Genomic DNA, 17,291 nt, shown 5'->3' with positions numbered 1-17,291 from the left:
ATAGCCATGCGTGGACGTCGCACTTCCACTCCAAGGCTCCGTCCTCGACTCACATATGTCGGCGCTGACATGGACTGACATGGAACACTTCGTCAGCGCCATATTGCGCCCGAAACCCCATGTTAGGAATTGGATAAGGCTCGCCGCATGAGCACGTACTCATGCGAGCAGCCGGGTCCAGCCATCGTCAACATTTGGGGGTAACGACGTAATGTCATTTTTGCGAATCCATATCAGCGGCTCCGGCATCCCGGCGTCGCGATCGAAGCGTGGCCTGAAGCGCAAGTTGCTGGCGGCCGTCATGGGGACGTGCCTCCTGCACGGAACGGTCCAGGCGCAAAGCACCACGGGCAACATCTACGGCACCGCTCCGGCCGGCACCACGGTCGTCGTTTCGAACAAGAGCGGCCTCAGCCGCACGATTACCGCGGACGCGTCCGGCCGCTACAACGTCAGTTCGTTGCCGGTGGGCGTTTACACGGTCGAAGCGCAGGGGGTAGGCAAGCGCGACATCACCGTCACCGTGGGCACGGGCGCCTACGTTCCGTTCGGCAGCGATCCCACCGAACTGGAAACGGTCACGGTGATGGGGGCAGGCGTGCAGGTCATCGACGTGAAGGCGACCGATACGCGCACCGTGGTGACGGCCGAACAACTGCAGCGCCTGCCGATGGCCCGGTCGGCCGAAGCCATCGCCCTGCTCGCGCCCGGCGCCGTCACCGGCAATGGCAGCTACTTCGGCAAACAGGTCTCCTTCGGCGGCTCCAGCGTCGCCGAGAATGCCTACTACCTGAATGGTTTCTTCTCCGGCAACCCGATGACCAATATCGGCGGTTTCTCCCTGCCGTACGGGTCCATCGAACAGCAGGAAACCTACACGGGCGGCTATGGCGCCAAGTATGGTCGCTCCAGCGGTGGCGTCATCAGCCAGATCGGCAAGAGCGGCAGCAACGAGTGGCACTTCGGCGGCCAGGTGATATGGACGCCGAAGCGCCTCACCGAAGAACGCCCGGACCGCTACTACATCTCGGGCGCCCTACCGGATGGCTATCAGTACGCCAACCCGGATCTGGCCGGGGCCAAGTACGACAGCGGCAAGGACCGCGTGTCGTGGAGCAACGTCTACAGCGGGTACCTGGGCGGCCCGATCATCAAGGACAGGCTGTTCCTGTTCCTGTCGGCCGAGACCACCGAGGAAGAAAGCACCAGCCCGGGCGGCAATCCGGAGGTCGGTTTTGCGACCACCGGCAGCAAGGGCGAATCGAGCGATCCCAAGCTCTACGCCAAGTTGAACTGGAACATCACCGACAACCACTTGCTGGAATACACCTATGTGGCCGAGAAGTACGAGTCGAGCAGGGACGACTACCGTTATGACTGGGACTCGTACGCCTTCGGCGAATACCTGCAGCCGGGCACGGCGACCCGCAACAACACCGAGTTCTCGGTCCTCAAGTACACCGGCTACCTGACCGACACCCTGACCCTCAGCGGCACCTACGGCAGGTCGCGCAACCGCTACGACACCGACCCCTACTTGACCGGCTCCCCCAGCCTCGGTGGCACCGGCAGCCAGAACCCCGCCATCACCGGGGGCAGCCCGATCACCAACACGCAATCGACGTACCGCGCCACCAACGAAACCAGCGACTACACCGACGGCCTGCGCCTGGAGCTGGAATGGGTACTGGGCGACCACACGCTGACCGCCGGCATCGACAACACCGAGCTGGAAGGGAAGAACGAGGGGACCAGCCAGGTCGCGGACCGTTGGGTCTATGGCAAGGCGAGCAGCAACGTGGCCAACGCCAGCAGCGCACTGGGGGTCGGCTCCACCGGGACCGTGGAAAGGGCCTGCAACGGCACCCCCAACCAGGCCAATGCGAATGGCTCCTCCACCAACTGCGGCTACTACGTGTATCAGATGAAGTACTTCGATACCACCAGCATGAGGAACGAGCAGAAAGCCATGTACCTGGAAGACAAGTGGCAGCTCACCGACAACTTCCTGGTGTCGCTGGGCCTGCGCGCCGACACGTTCAAGAACTTCAGCGATACCGGGCAGAAGTTCGTGGACAGCGGCACCCAGTGGCAACCGCGCCTGGGTTTCGCCTGGGACGTGAACGGCGACTCCAGCTTCAAGGTGTTCGGCAACGCCGGCCGTTACTTCCTCAACATGCCGAACGCCGTAGCCATCCGGGGCGTCGGCGCTTCGACCTATACGCGCGAGTACTACACCTATACCGGCATTGCCGAGGACGGCACGCCGACCGGCCTGACCGCGATCAATGGCATCGGTTCGGACGTAGCGGCCGGACCGGTGTCGTCCAACGGCGAGCTCGGCACGCCGAAGGATCCGCTGACCTACGTTCCCGAAGACATCGAGTCCCAGTACCAGGACGAATTCTCGCTGGGCTTCGAGTCCAGGATAGGCGAAAGCTGGACGATGGGCGCCAAGCTGACCCGGCGCGAACTCAAGTCGGCGATCGACGACGTCTGCGATCCGTACACCATGCTGGAGGCCGCTGGCATGGAAGTCCAGGACTACGACTACAGCCGCGCCGCCTTCATCAGCTCGGACTCCGGTGGCAATCTCTACAGCTCTTCCTACTGCTACATGTTCAATCCCGGTAGCAGCAACACCTACGCCTTCCAGCAGGTGACGGACAATGGCGACGGCACCTACTCGAACGTCGATGGGGCGTACAAGAAGGTCACGATCTCCTCGGCCGCTCTGGGCATGGGCAGCCTGAAGCGCAACTACTCGTCGCTGGACCTGTTCCTGGAGCGGCCGTGGGATGGCAAGTGGGAAGCCCGCTTCGACTACACCTGGAGCAAGTCGCACGGCAACTCGGAAGGTCCGGCCAACTCGGATACCGGCCAAGGCTCCAACGCGCACGACAACGGCGTGGCCACCAGCCAGAACTTCGATGCATGGCAGATCATGCAGTATGCCGACGGCTACCTGGCCAACGACCGCAAGCACCAGTTCAAGGCGCGTCTCTCCTACGCCATCACCCCGGAGTGGCTGCTCAGCGCCAACGTGAGCATCGCTTCCGGCGCACCGCTCAGCTGCTTCGGTTACTACAATCCGGACGGCAGCATCGACGAGACTTCGTCAGAGGCCGACCCGATCGGTTACGGCGGCAGCTACCACACCTGCTTCGGCGAGGCGTACCGGTCGGGCAAGGCGCGCACGCCGTGGACCCATCGCTACGACGTGGCGGTGACCTACAGGCCGGCCTTCCTGGACAAGAAGCTGGCTGTCAGCATGCAGGTGTTCAATCTGTTCAACGAGGTTGTGCCGACGTCGTACTACTCGTACAGCGAAAGCGACCCTTACGTGGTGGACAACGCCTACATGCTGCCGCAAAGCTATACCTCTCCGCGGTACGTGCAGCTGTCCGCGAGATACGACTGGTAAGCCGCACGTCTGGCTGGACCGGCATCCGAACCGGCCTTCGCAAGAAGGCCGGTTCTTTATCGGCCAGGAGGAAGGTGGAAACACCGCGTCGCGCAAGTCATAGCGTTACCAACTTCGCGATGGAAAGCGGTGAGCCTCAAATCTCCACGGCGGGCTTCGGGCAAGCCCGCGTCAACGGCTTTGCTTCGGCGCGGCTGCGCAAGCATCCCCGGTTCAGCCGCTTGTCCGCCAGCCTGCCGGTAAAGCGCATGGCCAGTGTAGAACCAGAAAAGAGCCCAGGCCTTGCCCCCAACGAAAAAGGGGCGGTCGCCCGCCCCTTTCCGTGTGACTCCTCGCGCGCAAGTCAGCGGACTTCCGCGATCTCCACGCCATCCAGGCCCTGCGCCAGCGTGCGGGCATCGCCACCCTGGGCCAGTTTGATGCGCAGGCGCACCTCGTTCTGCGAGTCGGCATAGCGCAGCGCGTCCTCGTAGCTGATCTCGCCGGCCTGGTACAGCTCGAACAGGCTCTGGTCGAAGGTCTTCATGCCCAGGTTGGTGGACTCCTTCATCACTTCCTTCAGCTTGTGGATCTCGCCGTCGCGGATGTAGTCCTGCACCAGCGGCGTGCCCAGCATGATCTCCATCGCCACGCGGCGCCCCTTGCCGTCCGGCGTGGGGATCAGCTGCTGCGCCACCACGCCCTTCAGGTTGAGCGACAGGTCCATCAGCAGCTGGGTGCGGCGGTCTTCCGGGAAGAAGTTGATGATGCGGTCCATCGCCTGGTTGGCGTTGTTGGCGTGCAGCGTGCACAGCACCAGGTGGCCGGTTTCGGCGAAGGCGATGGCGTGGTCCATGCCCTCGCGGGTACGCACCTCGCCGATCATGATCACGTCCGGCGCCTGGCGCAGGGTGTTCTTCAGCGCCGCTTCCCAGCTGTCGGTGTCGATGCCGACTTCACGCTGGGTGATGATGCAGCCCTCGTGCTTGTGCACGAACTCGATGGGGTCTTCGATGGTGATGATGTGGCCGGTCGAGTTCTGGTTGCGGTAGCCGATCATCGCCGCCAGCGACGTGGACTTGCCGGTGCCGGTGGCGCCCACGAAGATGATGATGCCGCGCTTGGTCATGGCCAGCGTCTTGATGACCGGCGGCAGGTTCAGCTCTTCGATGGTCGGGATGCGCGTCTCGATGCGGCGCAGCACCATGCCCACCTGGTTGCGCTGGTAGAAGCAGCTCACGCGGAAGCGGCCCACGCCGGCCACGCCGATGGCGAAGTTGCATTCGTGGGTCTTTTCGAATTCCTCGCGCTGCGCCGGCGTCATCACGTTCAGCACCAGGTCGCGCGACTGCTGCGCCGTCAGCGGAGTCTGGGTGATCGGCGAAATCTTGCCGTGCACCTTGATGGACGGCGGCATGCCGGACGTGATGAACAGGTCCGACGCCTTCTGGTGCGCCATCAGCTTGAGGAAGGAGGTGAAGTCGATGGTGCTCATGGGTGGCTCCTGTGGAGCCGGGAATGGGAAATGGGGAATGGGGAATCGTGCCGCCGATCCGTTCCAGCCTTTCCGAGTCCCAGCGTTGAACTATTCCCGATTCTCTATTCCCGAATCCCGCGTCTCTTCGATCATTCGAACAGACGCTTGTCCTTCGCGTATTCCTTGGCCTGCTGGCGGGTGATCAGCGCGCGCTTCACCAGGTCCTGCAGGTGCTGGTCCAGGGTCATCATGCCGCTCTGCTGGCCGGTCTGGATGGCCGAGTACATCTGCGCCACCTTGTCCTCGCGGATCAGGTTGCGGATGGCCGGGGTGCCCACCATGATTTCCCACGCCGCGGTACGGCCACCGCCGATCTTCTTCAGCAGCGCCTGCGAGATCACCGCGCGCAGCGATTCGGACAGCATGGAGCGCACCATCGGCTTCTCGCCGGCGGGGAACACGTCGATCACGCGGTCGATGGTCTTGGCCGCCGAGCTGGTGTGCAGGGTGGCGAACACCAGGTGGCCCGTTTCCGCGGCGGTCAGCGCCAGGCGGATGGTTTCCAGGTCGCGCAACTCGCCGACCAGGATGTAGTCCGGGTCTTCGCGCAGCGCCGAACGCAGCGCCTCGTTGAAGCCGTGCGTGTCGCGGTGCACTTCGCGCTGGTTGATCAGGCACTTCTGCGAGGTGTGCACGAACTCGATCGGGTCCTCGACGCTGAGGATGTGCCCGTACTCGTTCTTGTTGATATGGTCGATCATCGCCGCCAGCGTGGTCGACTTGCCCGAACCGGTCGGGCCGGTGACCAGGATCAGGCCCTGCGGCTGCTGGATCAGCTCGCGGAACAGCGGCGGGCAGCCCAGGTCTTCCAGGGTCAGCACTTCCGAAGGAATCGTGCGGAAGACGGCGCCGGCGCCACGGTTCTGGTTGAACGCGTTGACGCGGAAGCGCGCCAGCGACGGGATCTCGAACGAGAAGTCGACTTCCAGGAACTCCTCGAAGTCGCGCCGCTGCTTGTCCGACATGATGTCGTACACCAGCGCATGCACCTGCTTGTGGTCCAGCGCCGGGATGTTGATGCGGCGCACGTCGCCGTCCACCCGGATCATCGGCGGCAGGCCGGCCGAGAGGTGGAGGTCGGAGGCCTTGTTCTTTACCGAGAACGCCAGAAGTTCGGCGATATCCATGACGCTGCTTCCCCAAGTTGCTGCGAACTGGAACGTTGATTCCCCGAAGGGCAGTATAGCGCCCTTGCCGTCCCCGCCAATGGTTGGATGAACATGCTCGCCGACACCCTCAGCGAGACCCTGCAACACCTTGAAAACGCAGCCAAAGCGGCGCATCGGCCAACGCCCGCGCTGCTGGCCGTGTCCAAGCTGCAACCGGCCTCGGCCGTGGCCGAACTGGCGCGCGCCGGACAGCGCGCCTTCGGCGAAAACTACGTGCAGGAGGCCCAGGCGAAGATCGGCGAACTGGCCGGGATGGACCTGGAATGGCACCTCATCGGCCACCTGCAGTCGAACAAGGCCGAACTCGCGGCGCAGCTGTTCGACTGGGTGCAGACGGTAGACCGTCACAAATTGATTGGCGCTCTGTCACGCTATCGGCGCGCGGACCGCGCGCCGCTCAACGTGCTGGTGCAGGTGAACATCGATGACGAAGCCAGCAAGCACGGCTGCCGGCCCGACGAGGTCGCCGGCCTGGCCGAGGCGATCGCGGCCGAACCGCGCCTGTGCCTGCGAGGGCTGATGGCCATTCCCGCGCCCCACCCCGACACGGCCCGGCGCGTCGAGGCCTTCCGCCGCATGCAGGCGCTGCAGGAAGCGCTGGCGGCGAAGCATCCCGGGGTGGACACCCTGTCGATGGGCATGAGCGAGGACTACCCGCTGGCCGTCGCACACGGGGCCACGATGGTCCGCATCGGCACCGCCCTGTTCGGCGCGCGTCCGGCCCGAACCGCCTGACTCCTTTCGACTTTCAAGAGGCCTGACGCCATGACCCCTTCCACGTCGCGCGTGCTGACGCATCCCCTGGCCTTCATCGGCGGCGGCAACATGGCGCGCAGCCTGATCGGCGGCCTGCTCAAGCGCGGCGCCGACCCCTCGCGCATCCGCGTGGCGGAGCCCAACGAGCCCCTGCGTGCCGGGCTGGCGGCCGACTTCGGCGTGCAGGTCTTCGCCGAGGCGGGCGAAGCGGCCTACGGCGCGGACACCTGGCTGTTCGCGGTGAAGCCGCAGGTCATGCGCACGGTATGCGGATCGCTGGCAGCGATGGCACAGGCGCAGCGCCCCCTGGCCGTCTCCATCGCCGCCGGCATCACGGTGGCGCAGATGCAGCGCTGGCTGGGCGGCGGCCTGCCGGTGGTGCGCAGCATGCCGAACACACCGGCGCTGCTGGGTGCCGGCGTCACCGGCCTGCATGCCAGCGAAGAAGTCGATGCCGCCGGCCGTGAACGCGCGGAACAGCTGCTCTCCGCGGCCGGCCCGACGGTATGGATCGAGGCCGAAGCGAACATGGACGCCGTCACCGGCGTCTCCGGCAGCGGCCCGGCCTATGTGTTCCTGTTGGCAGAAGCCATGGAATCGGCCGCCCTCGCCGAAGGCCTGTCGGCCGACGCCGCCCGCACACTGGTGCTGCAGACCGTGCTGGGCGCCGCACGCATGCTGACCGAAAGCGGGGAAACGCCGGCGGAACTGCGCCGCCGCGTGACCTCCCCCAACGGCACCACCCAGGCCGCCATCGAAACCTTCCAGGCCGGCGGTTTCGAAGCGCTGGTCGCCCGGGCCGTGCATGCGGCCACCGTACGCGGTGGCGAACTGTCCGCGGCGAACGACTGATCCCGCATCGCTTCCGCCCCGCACCCCGTACAACGCAGCCTCCACGACGAGTCTTTTTCCATGAAGCGCCTCCTTGCCCCCTCCGCCCTCATCCTGTCGGCCCTGCTCACCGCCTGCTCCGGCGGCCAGGCGCCGCGCACGGCGGAATTCGTGCCGCCGGCACCTGCCGAAACCGACTTCGGCACACTGCGCGTGCGCTACAACGCCCTGCCCTCGCTGTCGCTGAGCCAGGCCGTTGCGAAGCAGTACGGCGTGCAGCGCGACGCGGGCACCGCGCTGGTCCTGGTCGCCCTGCGCGAGGTGAAGGGCAGCGACGAGATCGATGCCGACGGCGAGGTCAGCGTGACCGCGCACGACCTCTCCGGCACGCGCCAGACCATCGAACTGCGCAAAGTCGACGCCGGTGGCTACACCGACCTGATCGGTACCGCCCGCGTCTCGCCGCGCAACTCCTATCGTTTCGAGGTGGTGGTGACCGCAGGCGGTCGCACGGAGACGGTGACGTTCCAGCGGAATTTCTGAGGCGTCCATGACCTCTGTAGGAGTCAACTGTGTCTAGGCCGTCGACGTAGCAGGCGCCCATGGCGCTTGATCGCGCGCCATGGCGTTGAGCATGGTCAGGTACTTGCGCATGCAGGCGGTCACTGCGAGCTTCTTGGGTTTACCTGCGGCTACCAGCCGCTGGTAGGTCTGCGCCAGGGGTGAGCGTGCCCGGATGGCGGCCCAGGTCGCCATGTAGAGCACGCGTCGCACATCGGCCCTTCCGCCTCCGATGCAGCGCTGACCACGCCAGCGTCCACTGTCGCGGTTGTAGGGCGCCAGACCGACCAGGGAGGCGATCTGCCGCCGGTCCAGCTGGCCCAGTTCCGGCAGGCGGGCGGCCAGGGTGGCACGCAGGATCGGGCCCAGTCCCGGCGCGGCGCCGATCTGGACGGGACAGCGTTCAAGGGCGCAGCGTAGTTGCTGCTCGACCTGGGCAATTCGCTGTTGCAGGCTGTCGATGACCGAGCGCAGGAAGGTCTGCACAGAGGCTTGGCGCACCTGCTGGATCCGTCGGCGATGATTGTCGCGCTCCTGCACCAGGGCCGTGCGCAGTTGCAACCACTCGCGCAGGTTCTGCATCGGAGCGGTCGCAGGGGGCGTGGTAGTGGCCGGCAGCATCTGCGCGGCCAGGGCCAGCACGCGGGCATCCAGGGCATCGGTCTTGGCCTTCAAGCCCAACGCTCTGGCCAGATCGCGTGGACGCCGGGCCGGCAAACGCACGGCCGCCACACCGGCCTGGTGCAGTCCATCCAACAGATCGCGTTCATAGCCGCCGCTGGCCTCGAAGGCAACCCGGCAGCCTTCCAGTTCCAGCAGCCAGCCGACCAGTCCGACTAGACCCTGAGCGGTGTTGGGAAACACGCGGTCCTGCTGGGCGGGCAGGACATGGACGACCAGTTCGTCCTTGGAGACATCGATGCCGACGTACGAATTCATGCGCACTCCGTAGTAGCCTAGGGGCGAGAGCACTCCCATCGATCCCTGGCTTGTACTGCGGACTGCCATCCGTGCAACTGTTCGGGCTTGAGATGGGAGTACGGAGTGCGGCGCCCCGGACTCCTACACGTGCTAACGCACAGCGACATATCGGGCTGCCGCACTCCGCTCTCACAACGCAATCTACCCAATCGATAGACACAAGCGACGTCAGTCGCGACCGCACGCCTTCCCGACCATGGAGTCCGATGGCGGACACGGCTACCACGGCAGGCTGGCCCGATGGAGGGATAGGGTCACATCATTTCCACGGTCGCGACTGACGTCGCTCCCACAGAGAAGCCAGCATCACCCGTGACGCCCCGCCCACCGCCGGATGATCGCCGCGATGGCCCGCACGCCGTCGGTCAGCGCCGCCGGTCCGGGCTGCAGGATCAGCGGGGACTTGATCTCGTGCAGTTCGCCGTCGCGCACGGCGGGGATCGTCTCCCATCCGGCGCGCGCGGCCACCCGGTCGGGGCGGAACTTCTTGCCGCACCACGAGCCCAGGATGATGTCGGGCGCGCGCCGCACCACGTCGCTGCCGTCGGCGAGGATGCGGTGCCTGGCCAGCGGCTCGCGCGCCATCTCGGGAAACACGTCGTCGCCGCCGGCGATGCCGATCAGCTCCGACACCCAGCCGATGCCGGTGATCTGCGGTTCGTCCCACTCCTCGAAATAGACCGTCGGCCGGCGCGGCAGCCTGGCCGCCTGCGCGCGAACGTCGTCCAGGCCGCGCTGCAGCGCATCGGCATAGTCGTTGCCGCGGGCGGCCGCGCCCACCAGCGCGCCCAGCCGCCGCACGTAGTCGACGATGCCGTCCACGCTGCGGTGGTTGCTGATCCAGACCTCCACGCCCTGCCGCACCAGTTCGGCCGCGATGTCGGCCTGGATGTCGGAGAAGCCGATGGCGAGATCGGGGCGCAGCTTCAGGATCTGGTCGATCTTCGCGCTGGTGAACGCGCTGACCTTGGGCTTCTCCCTGCGTGCCTGCGGTGGACGCACGGTGAAACCGCTGATGCCCACGATGCGGTCCTGCTCGCCCAGCGCGTACAGCGTCTCGGTCGGCTCTTCGGTCAGGCAGACGATGCGGCGCGGGCCCATGGGTCAGCCCTGCAATGGCTTGCGGAAGTAGACCACGCGCTCGGTTTCCTCGAAACCGCACGCCGCGTGCGCGGCATGGCTGGCGGTGTTGTCGAGCAGCGCATCGGACGCCAGCTCGCTGCACCCCTGCGCGCGCGTCCAATCCTCGACCGCGGCCATCAGCGCACGGCCGACGCCGCGACCGCGATGGCCCGGATCCACGTACCAGGCTTCGAGGAAGCCGACGGGCGAGCTTTCGGTGCCGTTGACATAGTCGCGACGCAGGCTGGCCTCGGCCAGGCCGATGGCCCGGTCGCCGGCGTCGACGGCGATCAGCGCGATGCCGTTGCCGGTATCCCAGGCCAGCGCCTCGGCCCGGAGCTCGCCGGCCTCGGCATCGGGCCACAGCGCCTGGCGCATCGCGACCCACGCATCGATGTCGGCAGCGGTCGCCGCCCGGATAGGCACGGTCAAGGAAACAGCATCCGCTTGCTCCATACGCCGGCGGCATCGCATTCGTAGCGCCAGCGCTCGTGCAGGCGGAACTGTGCGCCATACCAGAACTCGATGGCGTCGGGCGCCACGCGGTAGCCGCTCCAGCCCTCGGGCCGCGGCACCTCGCGGTCGGCGAAGCGCGCCTCCACCTCGGCCATGCGGGTGTCGAATGCCTCGCGCGAATCCAGCGTCTCGGACTGCATGGACGCCCAGGCGCCCAACTGGCTCTGGCGCGGACGGGATGCGAAGTAGGCATCGGCTTCGGCGTCGCTGACCGGGGTCACCGCACCCTCCACCCGTACCTGGATGCCGGCCTCGCGCAGGCTGCGCCACAGGAACAACAGGGCGGCGCGCGGGTTGTCGTGCAGTTCGCGCCCCTTCTGGCTGTGCGTGTGGGTGTAGAAGACGAAGCCCGACGCGTCGAAGGCCTTCAGCAGCACAGTGCGGGCGGAAGGCCGGCCATCCGTGGTCGCGGTGGCCAGCATCATCGCATTGGGCTCGACTTCGGTGCCCGCGGCCTTGGCTTCGCCGAACAGCGTGGTGAAGGTGGACAGGGCTTCGGCGTACAGGTCGGTCATGGCGTTGGGGGGTGGCGCCCGCGTGCCGGGCATGCGCTATTGTCGCGCGATGGCGGCATTCCCGCACCTTGACGGCTTCCCCGACCGGCTGGTCGCCGACGCACTGGCGGCCGCACGCGCGCTGCCGGCGCCCACGCCGGTGCTGGCGATCGCCGGGCTGCAGGGGAGCGGCAAATCGACCCTGGCGGCGCAGGTGGCGGCCCGCGCACGCAGCGAAGGGCTGCGCGTGGCGGTGCTGTCGCTGGACGACCTGTACCTGACGCGCGCGCAACGACAGCGGCTGGCGTTGGACGTGCACCCGCTGCTGGCCACCCGCGGACCGCCCGGCACCCACGACGCGGCGCTCGGCTGCCAGTTGCTGGATGCGCTGCGGAAAGGCGAGGACGTGGTGCTGCCGCGCTTCGACAAGCTGGCAGACGATCGCGCGCATGAACACGCCTGGACGCAGGTTGCAGGCCGCGTGGACCTGGTGCTGTTCGAAGGCTGGTGCCTGAAGGCCCGACCCGAGGACGATGCCGCGCTGGCCACGCCGCTCAATGCGCTCGAACGCGAGGACGACGCGGACGGCCGCTGGCGCCGGTACTGCAACGATGCGCTGCGGCGCGACTATCCCGCGCTGTGGTCGCGCATCGATGCGTTGTGGTTCCTGCAGCCGCCGGGGTTCGAGGTGGTGCGCACGTGGCGATGGCAGCAGGAGCAGGCGATGGCCGCACGCCACCCCTCACGCACCGGCATGGACCGCGCGCAGCTGGACCGCTTCATCCAGCACTACGAACGCACCAGCCGGCACCTGCTGGCGACGCTGCCGGCGGTGGCCGAGCGCGTGGTCAGGCTGGACGAGCAGCGCAGACCCATCACCGCGCAGTAGTCCAGCCGCCCGGCTCACGCCACCACGAAGCTGATCCGCAGATTGACCCGCCATTCGGTGACGTTGCCACCGTCGTCGGTGACGACCTTGATCTCGTTCACCCAGGCGCCCTTGATGTTCTTCACGGTCTCGGAGGTCTTCTTCAGGCCGACCTTCACGGCGTCTTCCATGCTGGTCTTGGACGCGGCGTTGACCTCGATGATCTTGGCGACGGACATGGTGCGTTCCTCCACGGTGGCCGGCCCAGTGCCGGGTGGCCACCGTAGTCCCCGCCGCGTTAAGGCCGCGCCACGCCATGCGCGGTGCGGTGCTAGCATCTGCGCATCATGAATCCGGCCCCCAACCTGATCCTCGTCGGCCCCACGGGCGCGGGCAAGACCTCCATCGGCAAGCGCGTGGCCGAGCGCTTCGGGCTGGCGTTCGTCGATGCGGACCAGGCCATCGTGGAGCGCACGGGGGCGAGCATCGCGACGCTGTTCGAGCACGTGGGCGAAGCCGGCTTCCGCGAACGCGAGAAAGCCGTCCTGCGCGAACTCGTGGCCGGCTGCGGCCAGTTGATATCCACCGGCGGCGGCGCGGTGCTCGATGCCGACAACCGGTTGCTGATGAAACAACGCGGCTACGTGGTCTATCTGCAGGTCGGCGTCGAGGCGCAGCTCAAGCGCCTGGGCCGCTGCAGCAACCGCCCGCTGCTGCAGCGCGCCGACCGCGAGCAGGTGCTGCACGAGATGGCGCTGACGCGCGAGCCGCTGTACCGCGAGATCGCGGACCTGACCGTGGACACCGACGGCCTGACGCCACCGGAAGCCACCGCCCGCCTGACCCAGCTGCTGGCGCACCGCTGGCAGCCCATCGAAGAGAACGCATGAACCACACACGTACCGTCGATGTCGGCGGCGAGACCCCCTACACCATCGCCATCGGGCCGGGCCTGCTGGGCGACGGCAGCGCGCTGGCGCAGCACATCCGCGGCCGGCACGTGCTGCTGGTCAGCGATTCGGTGGTCGCGCCGCTGTACGCCGGCACGGTGCGCGAGGCGCTGCATGCCGCCCGTCCGGACCTGGCCATCGGCACGTTCATCCTGCCCGCGGGCGAGGAGTCGAAGACGCTGACGCACTTCGGCCATGCCATCGAGGCGCTCGCCACCCTGGGCGCCACCCGCGACGCCTGCGTGGTGGCGCTGGGTGGCGGGGTGGTCGGCGACCTGGCCGGATTCGCGGCCGCCTGCTGGATGCGCGGCGTGGACTGCGTGCAGGTGCCCACCACGCTGCTGTCGATGGTGGATTCGTCGGTGGGCGGCAAGACCGCGGTCGACATCCCGCAGGGCAAGAACCTGGTGGGCGCCTTCCATCCGCCGCGCGCCGTGTTCGCCGACACCGATGCGCTGGCGACGCTGCCCCCGCGGGAACTGCGCGCCGGCCTGGCGGAAGTGATCAAGTACGGCGCCATCCGCGATGCGCGTTTCTTCCAGTGGCTGGAACAGGAACGCCAGGCGCTGCTGGCGATGGACGGCGAGGCGTTGGCGCTGGCCATCGCCGCCAGTTGCGAGCACAAGGCCGAGATCGTGGCCCGCGACCCGCTGGAGAAGGGCGAGCGCGCGCTGCTGAACTTCGGCCACACCTTCGGCCACGCCATCGAGACCGAACAGGGCTACGGCGGCCTGGGCAACGACAACCTCAACCACGGCGAGGCCGTGGCCGTGGGCATGGTGCTGGCCGCGCGCCTGTCCGCCGACCTGGGCATGGCGCCGCGCGGCGACGCAGAGCGCCTGGAGACGGCCCTGCGCGACTACGGCCTGCCTACCGGCATTCCCGCCGGACTGGCCCCCGACAGCCTGCTGGCCCGGATGCGCCTGGACAAGAAGAACCTGGCCGGCCGCCTGCGGCTGGTGCTGTGGCGCGGCCTGGGCCAGGCCGAGGTGGTGCCCGGGGTGGACGAAAGCCGCGTGCTGGCCGTGCTGTCCGGCTAAAATGCCGCCATGCGCGTCTTCCTCCAGCAACGCCCCGACGCGGGCGAAGCGCCCCGCTACGTCCAGCTGACCTTGCAGCCCGACCTGTTCGGGGGCTGGGAGCTGTTGCGCGAAACCGGCCAGATCGGTGGCCGCGCGACGCTCAAGCGCGAGCAGTACCTGCTGCAGGACGAGGCGAACGCCGCGTTCGAGAAGGCCCGCGACAGCCACCTCAAGCGCGGCTTCCAGCTGATGTTCGCCCGCGGTGCCGACGCGCCCAAGTAACCCCTCCCCCGGATATCCGATGACTGCCCTGAAGAACGATCGATTCCTGCGCGCCCTGCGCCGCGAACCCGTGGACCGCACGCCGGTGTGGCTGATGCGCCAGGCCGGCCGCTACCTGCCGGAGTACCGGGCCACGCGCAAGCAGGCCGGCAGCTTCCTGGGCATGGCGAAGAATCCGGAGGTGGCCTGCGAGGTGACGCTGCAGCCGCTGCGCCGCTTCGACCTGGACGCCGCCATCCTGTTCTCCGACATCCTGACCATCCCCGATGCGATGGGGCTGGGCCTGTACTTCGTCGAAGGCGAAGGCCCCAAGTTCGAGCGCACCGTGCGCAGCGCCGCCGACGCGGCGAAGCTGGGCGTGCCCGACATGGAGACCGAGCTGCGCTACGTCATGGACGCGGTGCGGGTGATACGGCGCGAACTGGAAGGCAAGGTGCCGCTGATCGGCTTTTCCGGCAGCCCGTGGACGCTGGCGTGCTACATGGTGGAAGGCGGCGGCAGCAAGGACTTCGCCCGCATCAAGGCGATGGCGCTGAACGAACCGGCCGCCCTGCACCGCCTGCTGTCGGTCAACACCGATGCCGTGATCGCCTACCTGGCCGCCCAGCGCGCGGCCGGCGCGCAGGCGCTGCAGGTGTTCGACACCTGGGGCGGCGTGCTGAGCCCGGCGATGTACCGCGAGTTCTCCCTGCCCTACCTGCAGCGCATCGCGCAGGAACTCGATCGTGGGGAGGGCGCCGAACGCACGCCGCTGATCCTGTTCGGCAAGGGCACCGCCGCCTACCTGGAAGACCTGGCGGCCAGCGGTGCCGAAGGCGTGGGCGTGGACTGGCTGGTCGAGCTGGGCGACGCCGCGCGCCGCACGCAGGGCAAGGTCGCGCTGCAGGGCAACCTGGATCCGGCCACCCTGTACGGCTCGCCCGAGGCGATCCGCCGCGAAGCGCGCCGCGCGCTGGACAGCTACCGCGACGGCAACGGCGGTTCGCGCGAGGGCCACGTGTTCAATCTGGGCCACGGCATGTCGCCGGACATGAACCCCGACCACGTGGCCGTGCTGGTGGACGAAGTGCACGCCTACAGCGCACGCTGAGCGCGCCTTTTCCGCCTGAGCGACGCAATGGAATGCCGCCACCCGCCTGTGCCCACCGGCGCCGGCCTGTTGCCGGTGGCCGGCGCGCGCGTGCATGCGGGGGAACCGCCACGCCAGCCCCCCTGCAGGTGGCGGGCGGCGACTTCCCCGGCGACACCTCCGGCCAATGGATCCACGCCGATCCGGACCCTGCCGGCCAAACCCTGTATATCGAAGCCTGGGCGGACTGAACCGATGCGTGGATACCTTCTGCTGCTCCTGTGTGCGCTGCCGTGCATCGCACGTACCGGCGAACCGGCTGCCTTCGCCGGTGACTACGGCCACACGGCGACCGCGTCGGCGGACGACGTGGTCTGGCGGGTGGAGCAAGCCGGCAGCCACTGGCGCGTCATCCTGGTCGCGGCGGACGAGGCGCACGAGGCCCATCGCCTGCAGGCACGCGGCCGCGACGCATTCTGGTCGCGGATGGACTGGCCCCTGGACAGCAGCGCGCAGGCCGAGTGCCTGACCTGGGGCGACAAGCCCGGCTCGCTGCAGGACCTGCTGGCGGACGCTCCGCCCGCGCCGTCCGCACCCGGCGAGGACTACGGCCATGCCGTGCTCTGCCACGTTCCGCCCGCCGCGCGCGCGCGCATCGGCTGGATCGCCGACAACGCCAGCGACTGGTTCTACTACGACCCGCTGCTCGGGGTGATCGAAGCCCACGCCATCCACTGACGCGCAGCTCACCCCACGCCGGTGCGCTGCCCGCGCAGGCGGGGCGCGCTGCCGTCGGAACGTTCCGGGGGCAGGCGGTACTCGAAGCGGATCTCGCGCATGCCGTCGGGGACGGCCACGTCCATCGCCTCGGGGGCCACGCAATGGCCACGCAGTACGTCGCGGATCGCCTGCGCCTCGTCCCGCAACCTGGCCGCCTGCGCCTGGCGCTCGATGACCTCGCCGCGCAGGTAGACCGCCTCGTCGGTGATCCACATTTCGTCTTCGCGCCCGTCGTTGGTGCTGGCCAGCAGGGCCCCGGGCCGCGCCTGCCCCTGCCGGATGGCGCGCACCTGCAGGACCTGCCGGCAATGCCCGGTGTTTAGCAGGCGCACGCTGGCCACGAAGCCGGCCAGCAGGGTTTCCGCCTCGCCCTGCACGTCGGCGTCCGCGGCACTGTCGGCCTGCACGCTGTAGCGGACCTTGATGAAGTAGAGATCGCGCACGGTCATGGCCAGCGCGGAGCGGTAGCGCGCATCGCCCAGCGGCATGTCCAGGGCGAACGAGCGCGCCTTCACGGCCAGCTCGCCCAGCAAGCCGGCACCGGCGGCCGGCACCGTGGCGAACACGCGCGCCTGACCTGCCTGCACGTCGCCGGCACGCCGGCTCCGCGCGATCTGCACGATCTCGTCCACGCTCTGCTGGAAGACCTGCTCGAACACGGGGTCGAACATCACCCCGGCCGGATAGAGGTACAGGTCCATCCAGCGATCCGGGCGGCGGCTGTCCTGGTAGCGCACGGACACGCCCAGTTCCTGCTGCTCGTAGCGCTTCTCGCCCGCGGCTTCCCAGTCGCCCACGCGCAGCGGATACAGCGCGCGGGAGCCGGTGATGTAGTGCCCCAGCAACGGGGGCGGTGCATCCGCCTCGGCCGCCATCGCGCCGGCAACCGCGGTCGCGGCCCACGCCAGGGTGAAGATCGCGACCGTCCGACGGATGAGAGCCTTCACGGG

Annotated in this window: 19 protein-coding genes; 10 read left to right on the top strand and 9 right to left on the bottom strand. The window is 67.9% G+C overall.

The features are described from left to right. Positions 1-159: 159 nt before the first annotated feature. Entirely contained in the window at positions 160-303 is a 144-nt protein-coding gene (locus tag MUU77_RS04730; RefSeq protein WP_245092142.1) for a hypothetical protein, read from the bottom strand. Here MUU77_RS04730 and MUU77_RS04725 point away from each other — a divergent pair. Beyond that, positions 302-3,424 carry a TonB-dependent receptor gene (locus MUU77_RS04725; RefSeq protein WP_245092140.1) on the top strand — a complete coding sequence of 1,041 codons (3,123 nt, stop codon included), beginning with the start codon at positions 302-304 and terminating at the stop codon, positions 3,422-3,424. The genes MUU77_RS04730 and MUU77_RS04725 overlap by 2 nt on opposite strands. A 343-nt stretch (positions 3,425-3,767) precedes the next feature. Here the strand turns inward: MUU77_RS04725 and MUU77_RS04720 are convergent, their stop codons facing one another. Together MUU77_RS04720 and MUU77_RS04715 are read right to left on the bottom strand one after the other, a co-directional pair. Continuing rightward, positions 3,768-4,898: a PilT/PilU family type 4a pilus ATPase gene (locus MUU77_RS04720; RefSeq protein WP_245092139.1), complete on the bottom strand. Its 1,131-nt coding sequence runs from the start codon at positions 4,896-4,898 to the stop codon at positions 3,768-3,770. Between the two features lie 131 nt (positions 4,899-5,029). After that, complete coding sequence (locus tag MUU77_RS04715; RefSeq protein WP_093490243.1) at positions 5,030-6,067, bottom strand: type IV pilus twitching motility protein PilT; 1,038 nt, start codon at positions 6,065-6,067, stop codon at positions 5,030-5,032. A 93-nt stretch (positions 6,068-6,160) separates the two neighbouring features. On the opposite strand from MUU77_RS04715, the gene MUU77_RS04710 reads away from it, so the two are divergent. Genes MUU77_RS04710 through MUU77_RS04700 form a run of 3 tightly spaced genes read left to right on the top strand, consistent with a single transcriptional unit; the run spans position 6,161 to position 8,239 of the window. Beyond that, positions 6,161-6,844, top strand: a complete 684-nt coding sequence (locus MUU77_RS04710) for a YggS family pyridoxal phosphate-dependent enzyme (protein ID WP_245094236.1) — start codon at positions 6,161-6,163, stop codon at positions 6,842-6,844. Between the two features lie 30 nt (positions 6,845-6,874). Then, positions 6,875-7,717, top strand: a complete 843-nt coding sequence (gene proC / locus MUU77_RS04705; RefSeq protein WP_245092137.1) for a pyrroline-5-carboxylate reductase — start codon at positions 6,875-6,877, stop codon at positions 7,715-7,717. A 60-nt stretch (positions 7,718-7,777) separates the two neighbouring features. Next, positions 7,778-8,239, top strand: coding sequence for a DUF4426 domain-containing protein (locus MUU77_RS04700; protein WP_245092125.1), 462 nt, complete (start codon positions 7,778-7,780; stop codon positions 8,237-8,239). 33 nt (positions 8,240-8,272) lie between these two features. Here MUU77_RS04700 and MUU77_RS04695 read toward each other — a convergent pair whose 3' ends face one another. The 4 genes from MUU77_RS04695 to pdxH all read right to left on the bottom strand — a co-directional run bounded on the left by MUU77_RS04695 (position 8,273) and on the right by pdxH (position 11,391). After that, positions 8,273-9,196: a transposase gene (locus MUU77_RS04695; RefSeq protein ID WP_245087217.1), complete on the bottom strand. Its 924-nt coding sequence runs from the start codon at positions 9,194-9,196 to the stop codon at positions 8,273-8,275. A gap of 348 nt (positions 9,197-9,544) precedes the next feature. Further along, the gene (locus MUU77_RS04690) at positions 9,545-10,339 is read right to left on the bottom strand and encodes a cobalamin-binding protein (protein ID WP_245092123.1); all 795 of its coding nucleotides are present in this window, start codon (positions 10,337-10,339) and stop codon (positions 9,545-9,547) included. A gap of 3 nt (positions 10,340-10,342) precedes the next feature. Then, a complete protein-coding gene (aac(6'), locus tag MUU77_RS04685) occupies positions 10,343-10,816 on the bottom strand; it encodes an aminoglycoside 6'-N-acetyltransferase (RefSeq protein ID WP_245092121.1) in 474 nt (157 codons plus the stop codon). Then, on the bottom strand, positions 10,789-11,391 hold the full coding sequence (gene pdxH, locus MUU77_RS04680) for a pyridoxamine 5'-phosphate oxidase (RefSeq protein ID WP_245094233.1): 603 nt from the start codon (positions 11,389-11,391) through the stop codon (positions 10,789-10,791). The genes aac(6') and pdxH overlap by 28 nt, the downstream gene beginning before the upstream one ends. Positions 11,392-11,422: 31 nt before the next feature. On the opposite strand from pdxH, the gene MUU77_RS04675 reads away from it, so the two are divergent. Then, on the top strand, positions 11,423-12,259 hold the full coding sequence (locus tag MUU77_RS04675; protein WP_245092118.1) for a kinase: 837 nt from the start codon (positions 11,423-11,425) through the stop codon (positions 12,257-12,259). A gap of 14 nt (positions 12,260-12,273) precedes the next feature. On the opposite strand, the gene MUU77_RS04670 is transcribed toward MUU77_RS04675, so the two are convergent. Continuing rightward, complete coding sequence (locus tag MUU77_RS04670; RefSeq protein ID WP_162110435.1) at positions 12,274-12,477, bottom strand: dodecin family protein; 204 nt, start codon at positions 12,475-12,477, stop codon at positions 12,274-12,276. Between the two features lie 108 nt (positions 12,478-12,585). Between MUU77_RS04670 and MUU77_RS04665 the strand changes: the two genes are divergently transcribed. The 5 genes from MUU77_RS04665 (at position 12,586) to MUU77_RS04645 (ending at position 16,299) form a co-directional block, all read left to right on the top strand. Continuing rightward, positions 12,586-13,128 carry a shikimate kinase gene (locus MUU77_RS04665; protein ID WP_245092116.1) on the top strand — a complete coding sequence of 181 codons (543 nt, stop codon included), beginning with the start codon at positions 12,586-12,588 and terminating at the stop codon, positions 13,126-13,128. Beyond that, a complete protein-coding gene (gene aroB, locus MUU77_RS04660) occupies positions 13,125-14,228 on the top strand; it encodes a 3-dehydroquinate synthase (RefSeq protein WP_245092114.1) in 1,104 nt (367 codons plus the stop codon). Before MUU77_RS04665 ends, aroB begins: the two co-directional genes overlap by 4 nt. 9 nt (positions 14,229-14,237) lie before the next feature. Continuing rightward, entirely contained in the window at positions 14,238-14,492 is a 255-nt protein-coding gene (locus tag MUU77_RS04655; protein ID WP_093300856.1) for a WGR domain-containing protein, read from the top strand. A gap of 19 nt (positions 14,493-14,511) precedes the next feature. Further along, the gene (gene hemE / locus MUU77_RS04650; RefSeq protein ID WP_245092112.1) at positions 14,512-15,582 is read left to right on the top strand and encodes a uroporphyrinogen decarboxylase; all 1,071 of its coding nucleotides are present in this window, start codon (positions 14,512-14,514) and stop codon (positions 15,580-15,582) included. 234 nt (positions 15,583-15,816) lie between these two features. Next, positions 15,817-16,299 (top strand): hypothetical protein, encoded by a 483-nt coding sequence (locus MUU77_RS04645; RefSeq protein ID WP_245092110.1) that lies wholly within the window; start codon positions 15,817-15,819, stop codon positions 16,297-16,299. An 8-nt stretch (positions 16,300-16,307) separates the two neighbouring features. Here the strand turns inward: MUU77_RS04645 and MUU77_RS04640 are convergent, their stop codons facing one another. Beyond that, entirely contained in the window at positions 16,308-17,288 is a 981-nt protein-coding gene (locus MUU77_RS04640) for a hypothetical protein (RefSeq protein ID WP_245092108.1), read from the bottom strand. Positions 17,289-17,291 lie beyond the last annotated feature (3 nt).

Source organism: Pseudoxanthomonas sp. F37, assembly GCF_022965755.1.
Classification (GTDB): domain Bacteria; phylum Pseudomonadota; class Gammaproteobacteria; order Xanthomonadales; family Xanthomonadaceae; genus Pseudoxanthomonas_A.
The sequence above is the reverse complement of the archived record's forward strand: the minus strand, read 5'-3'. Positions and strand labels throughout refer to the sequence as shown.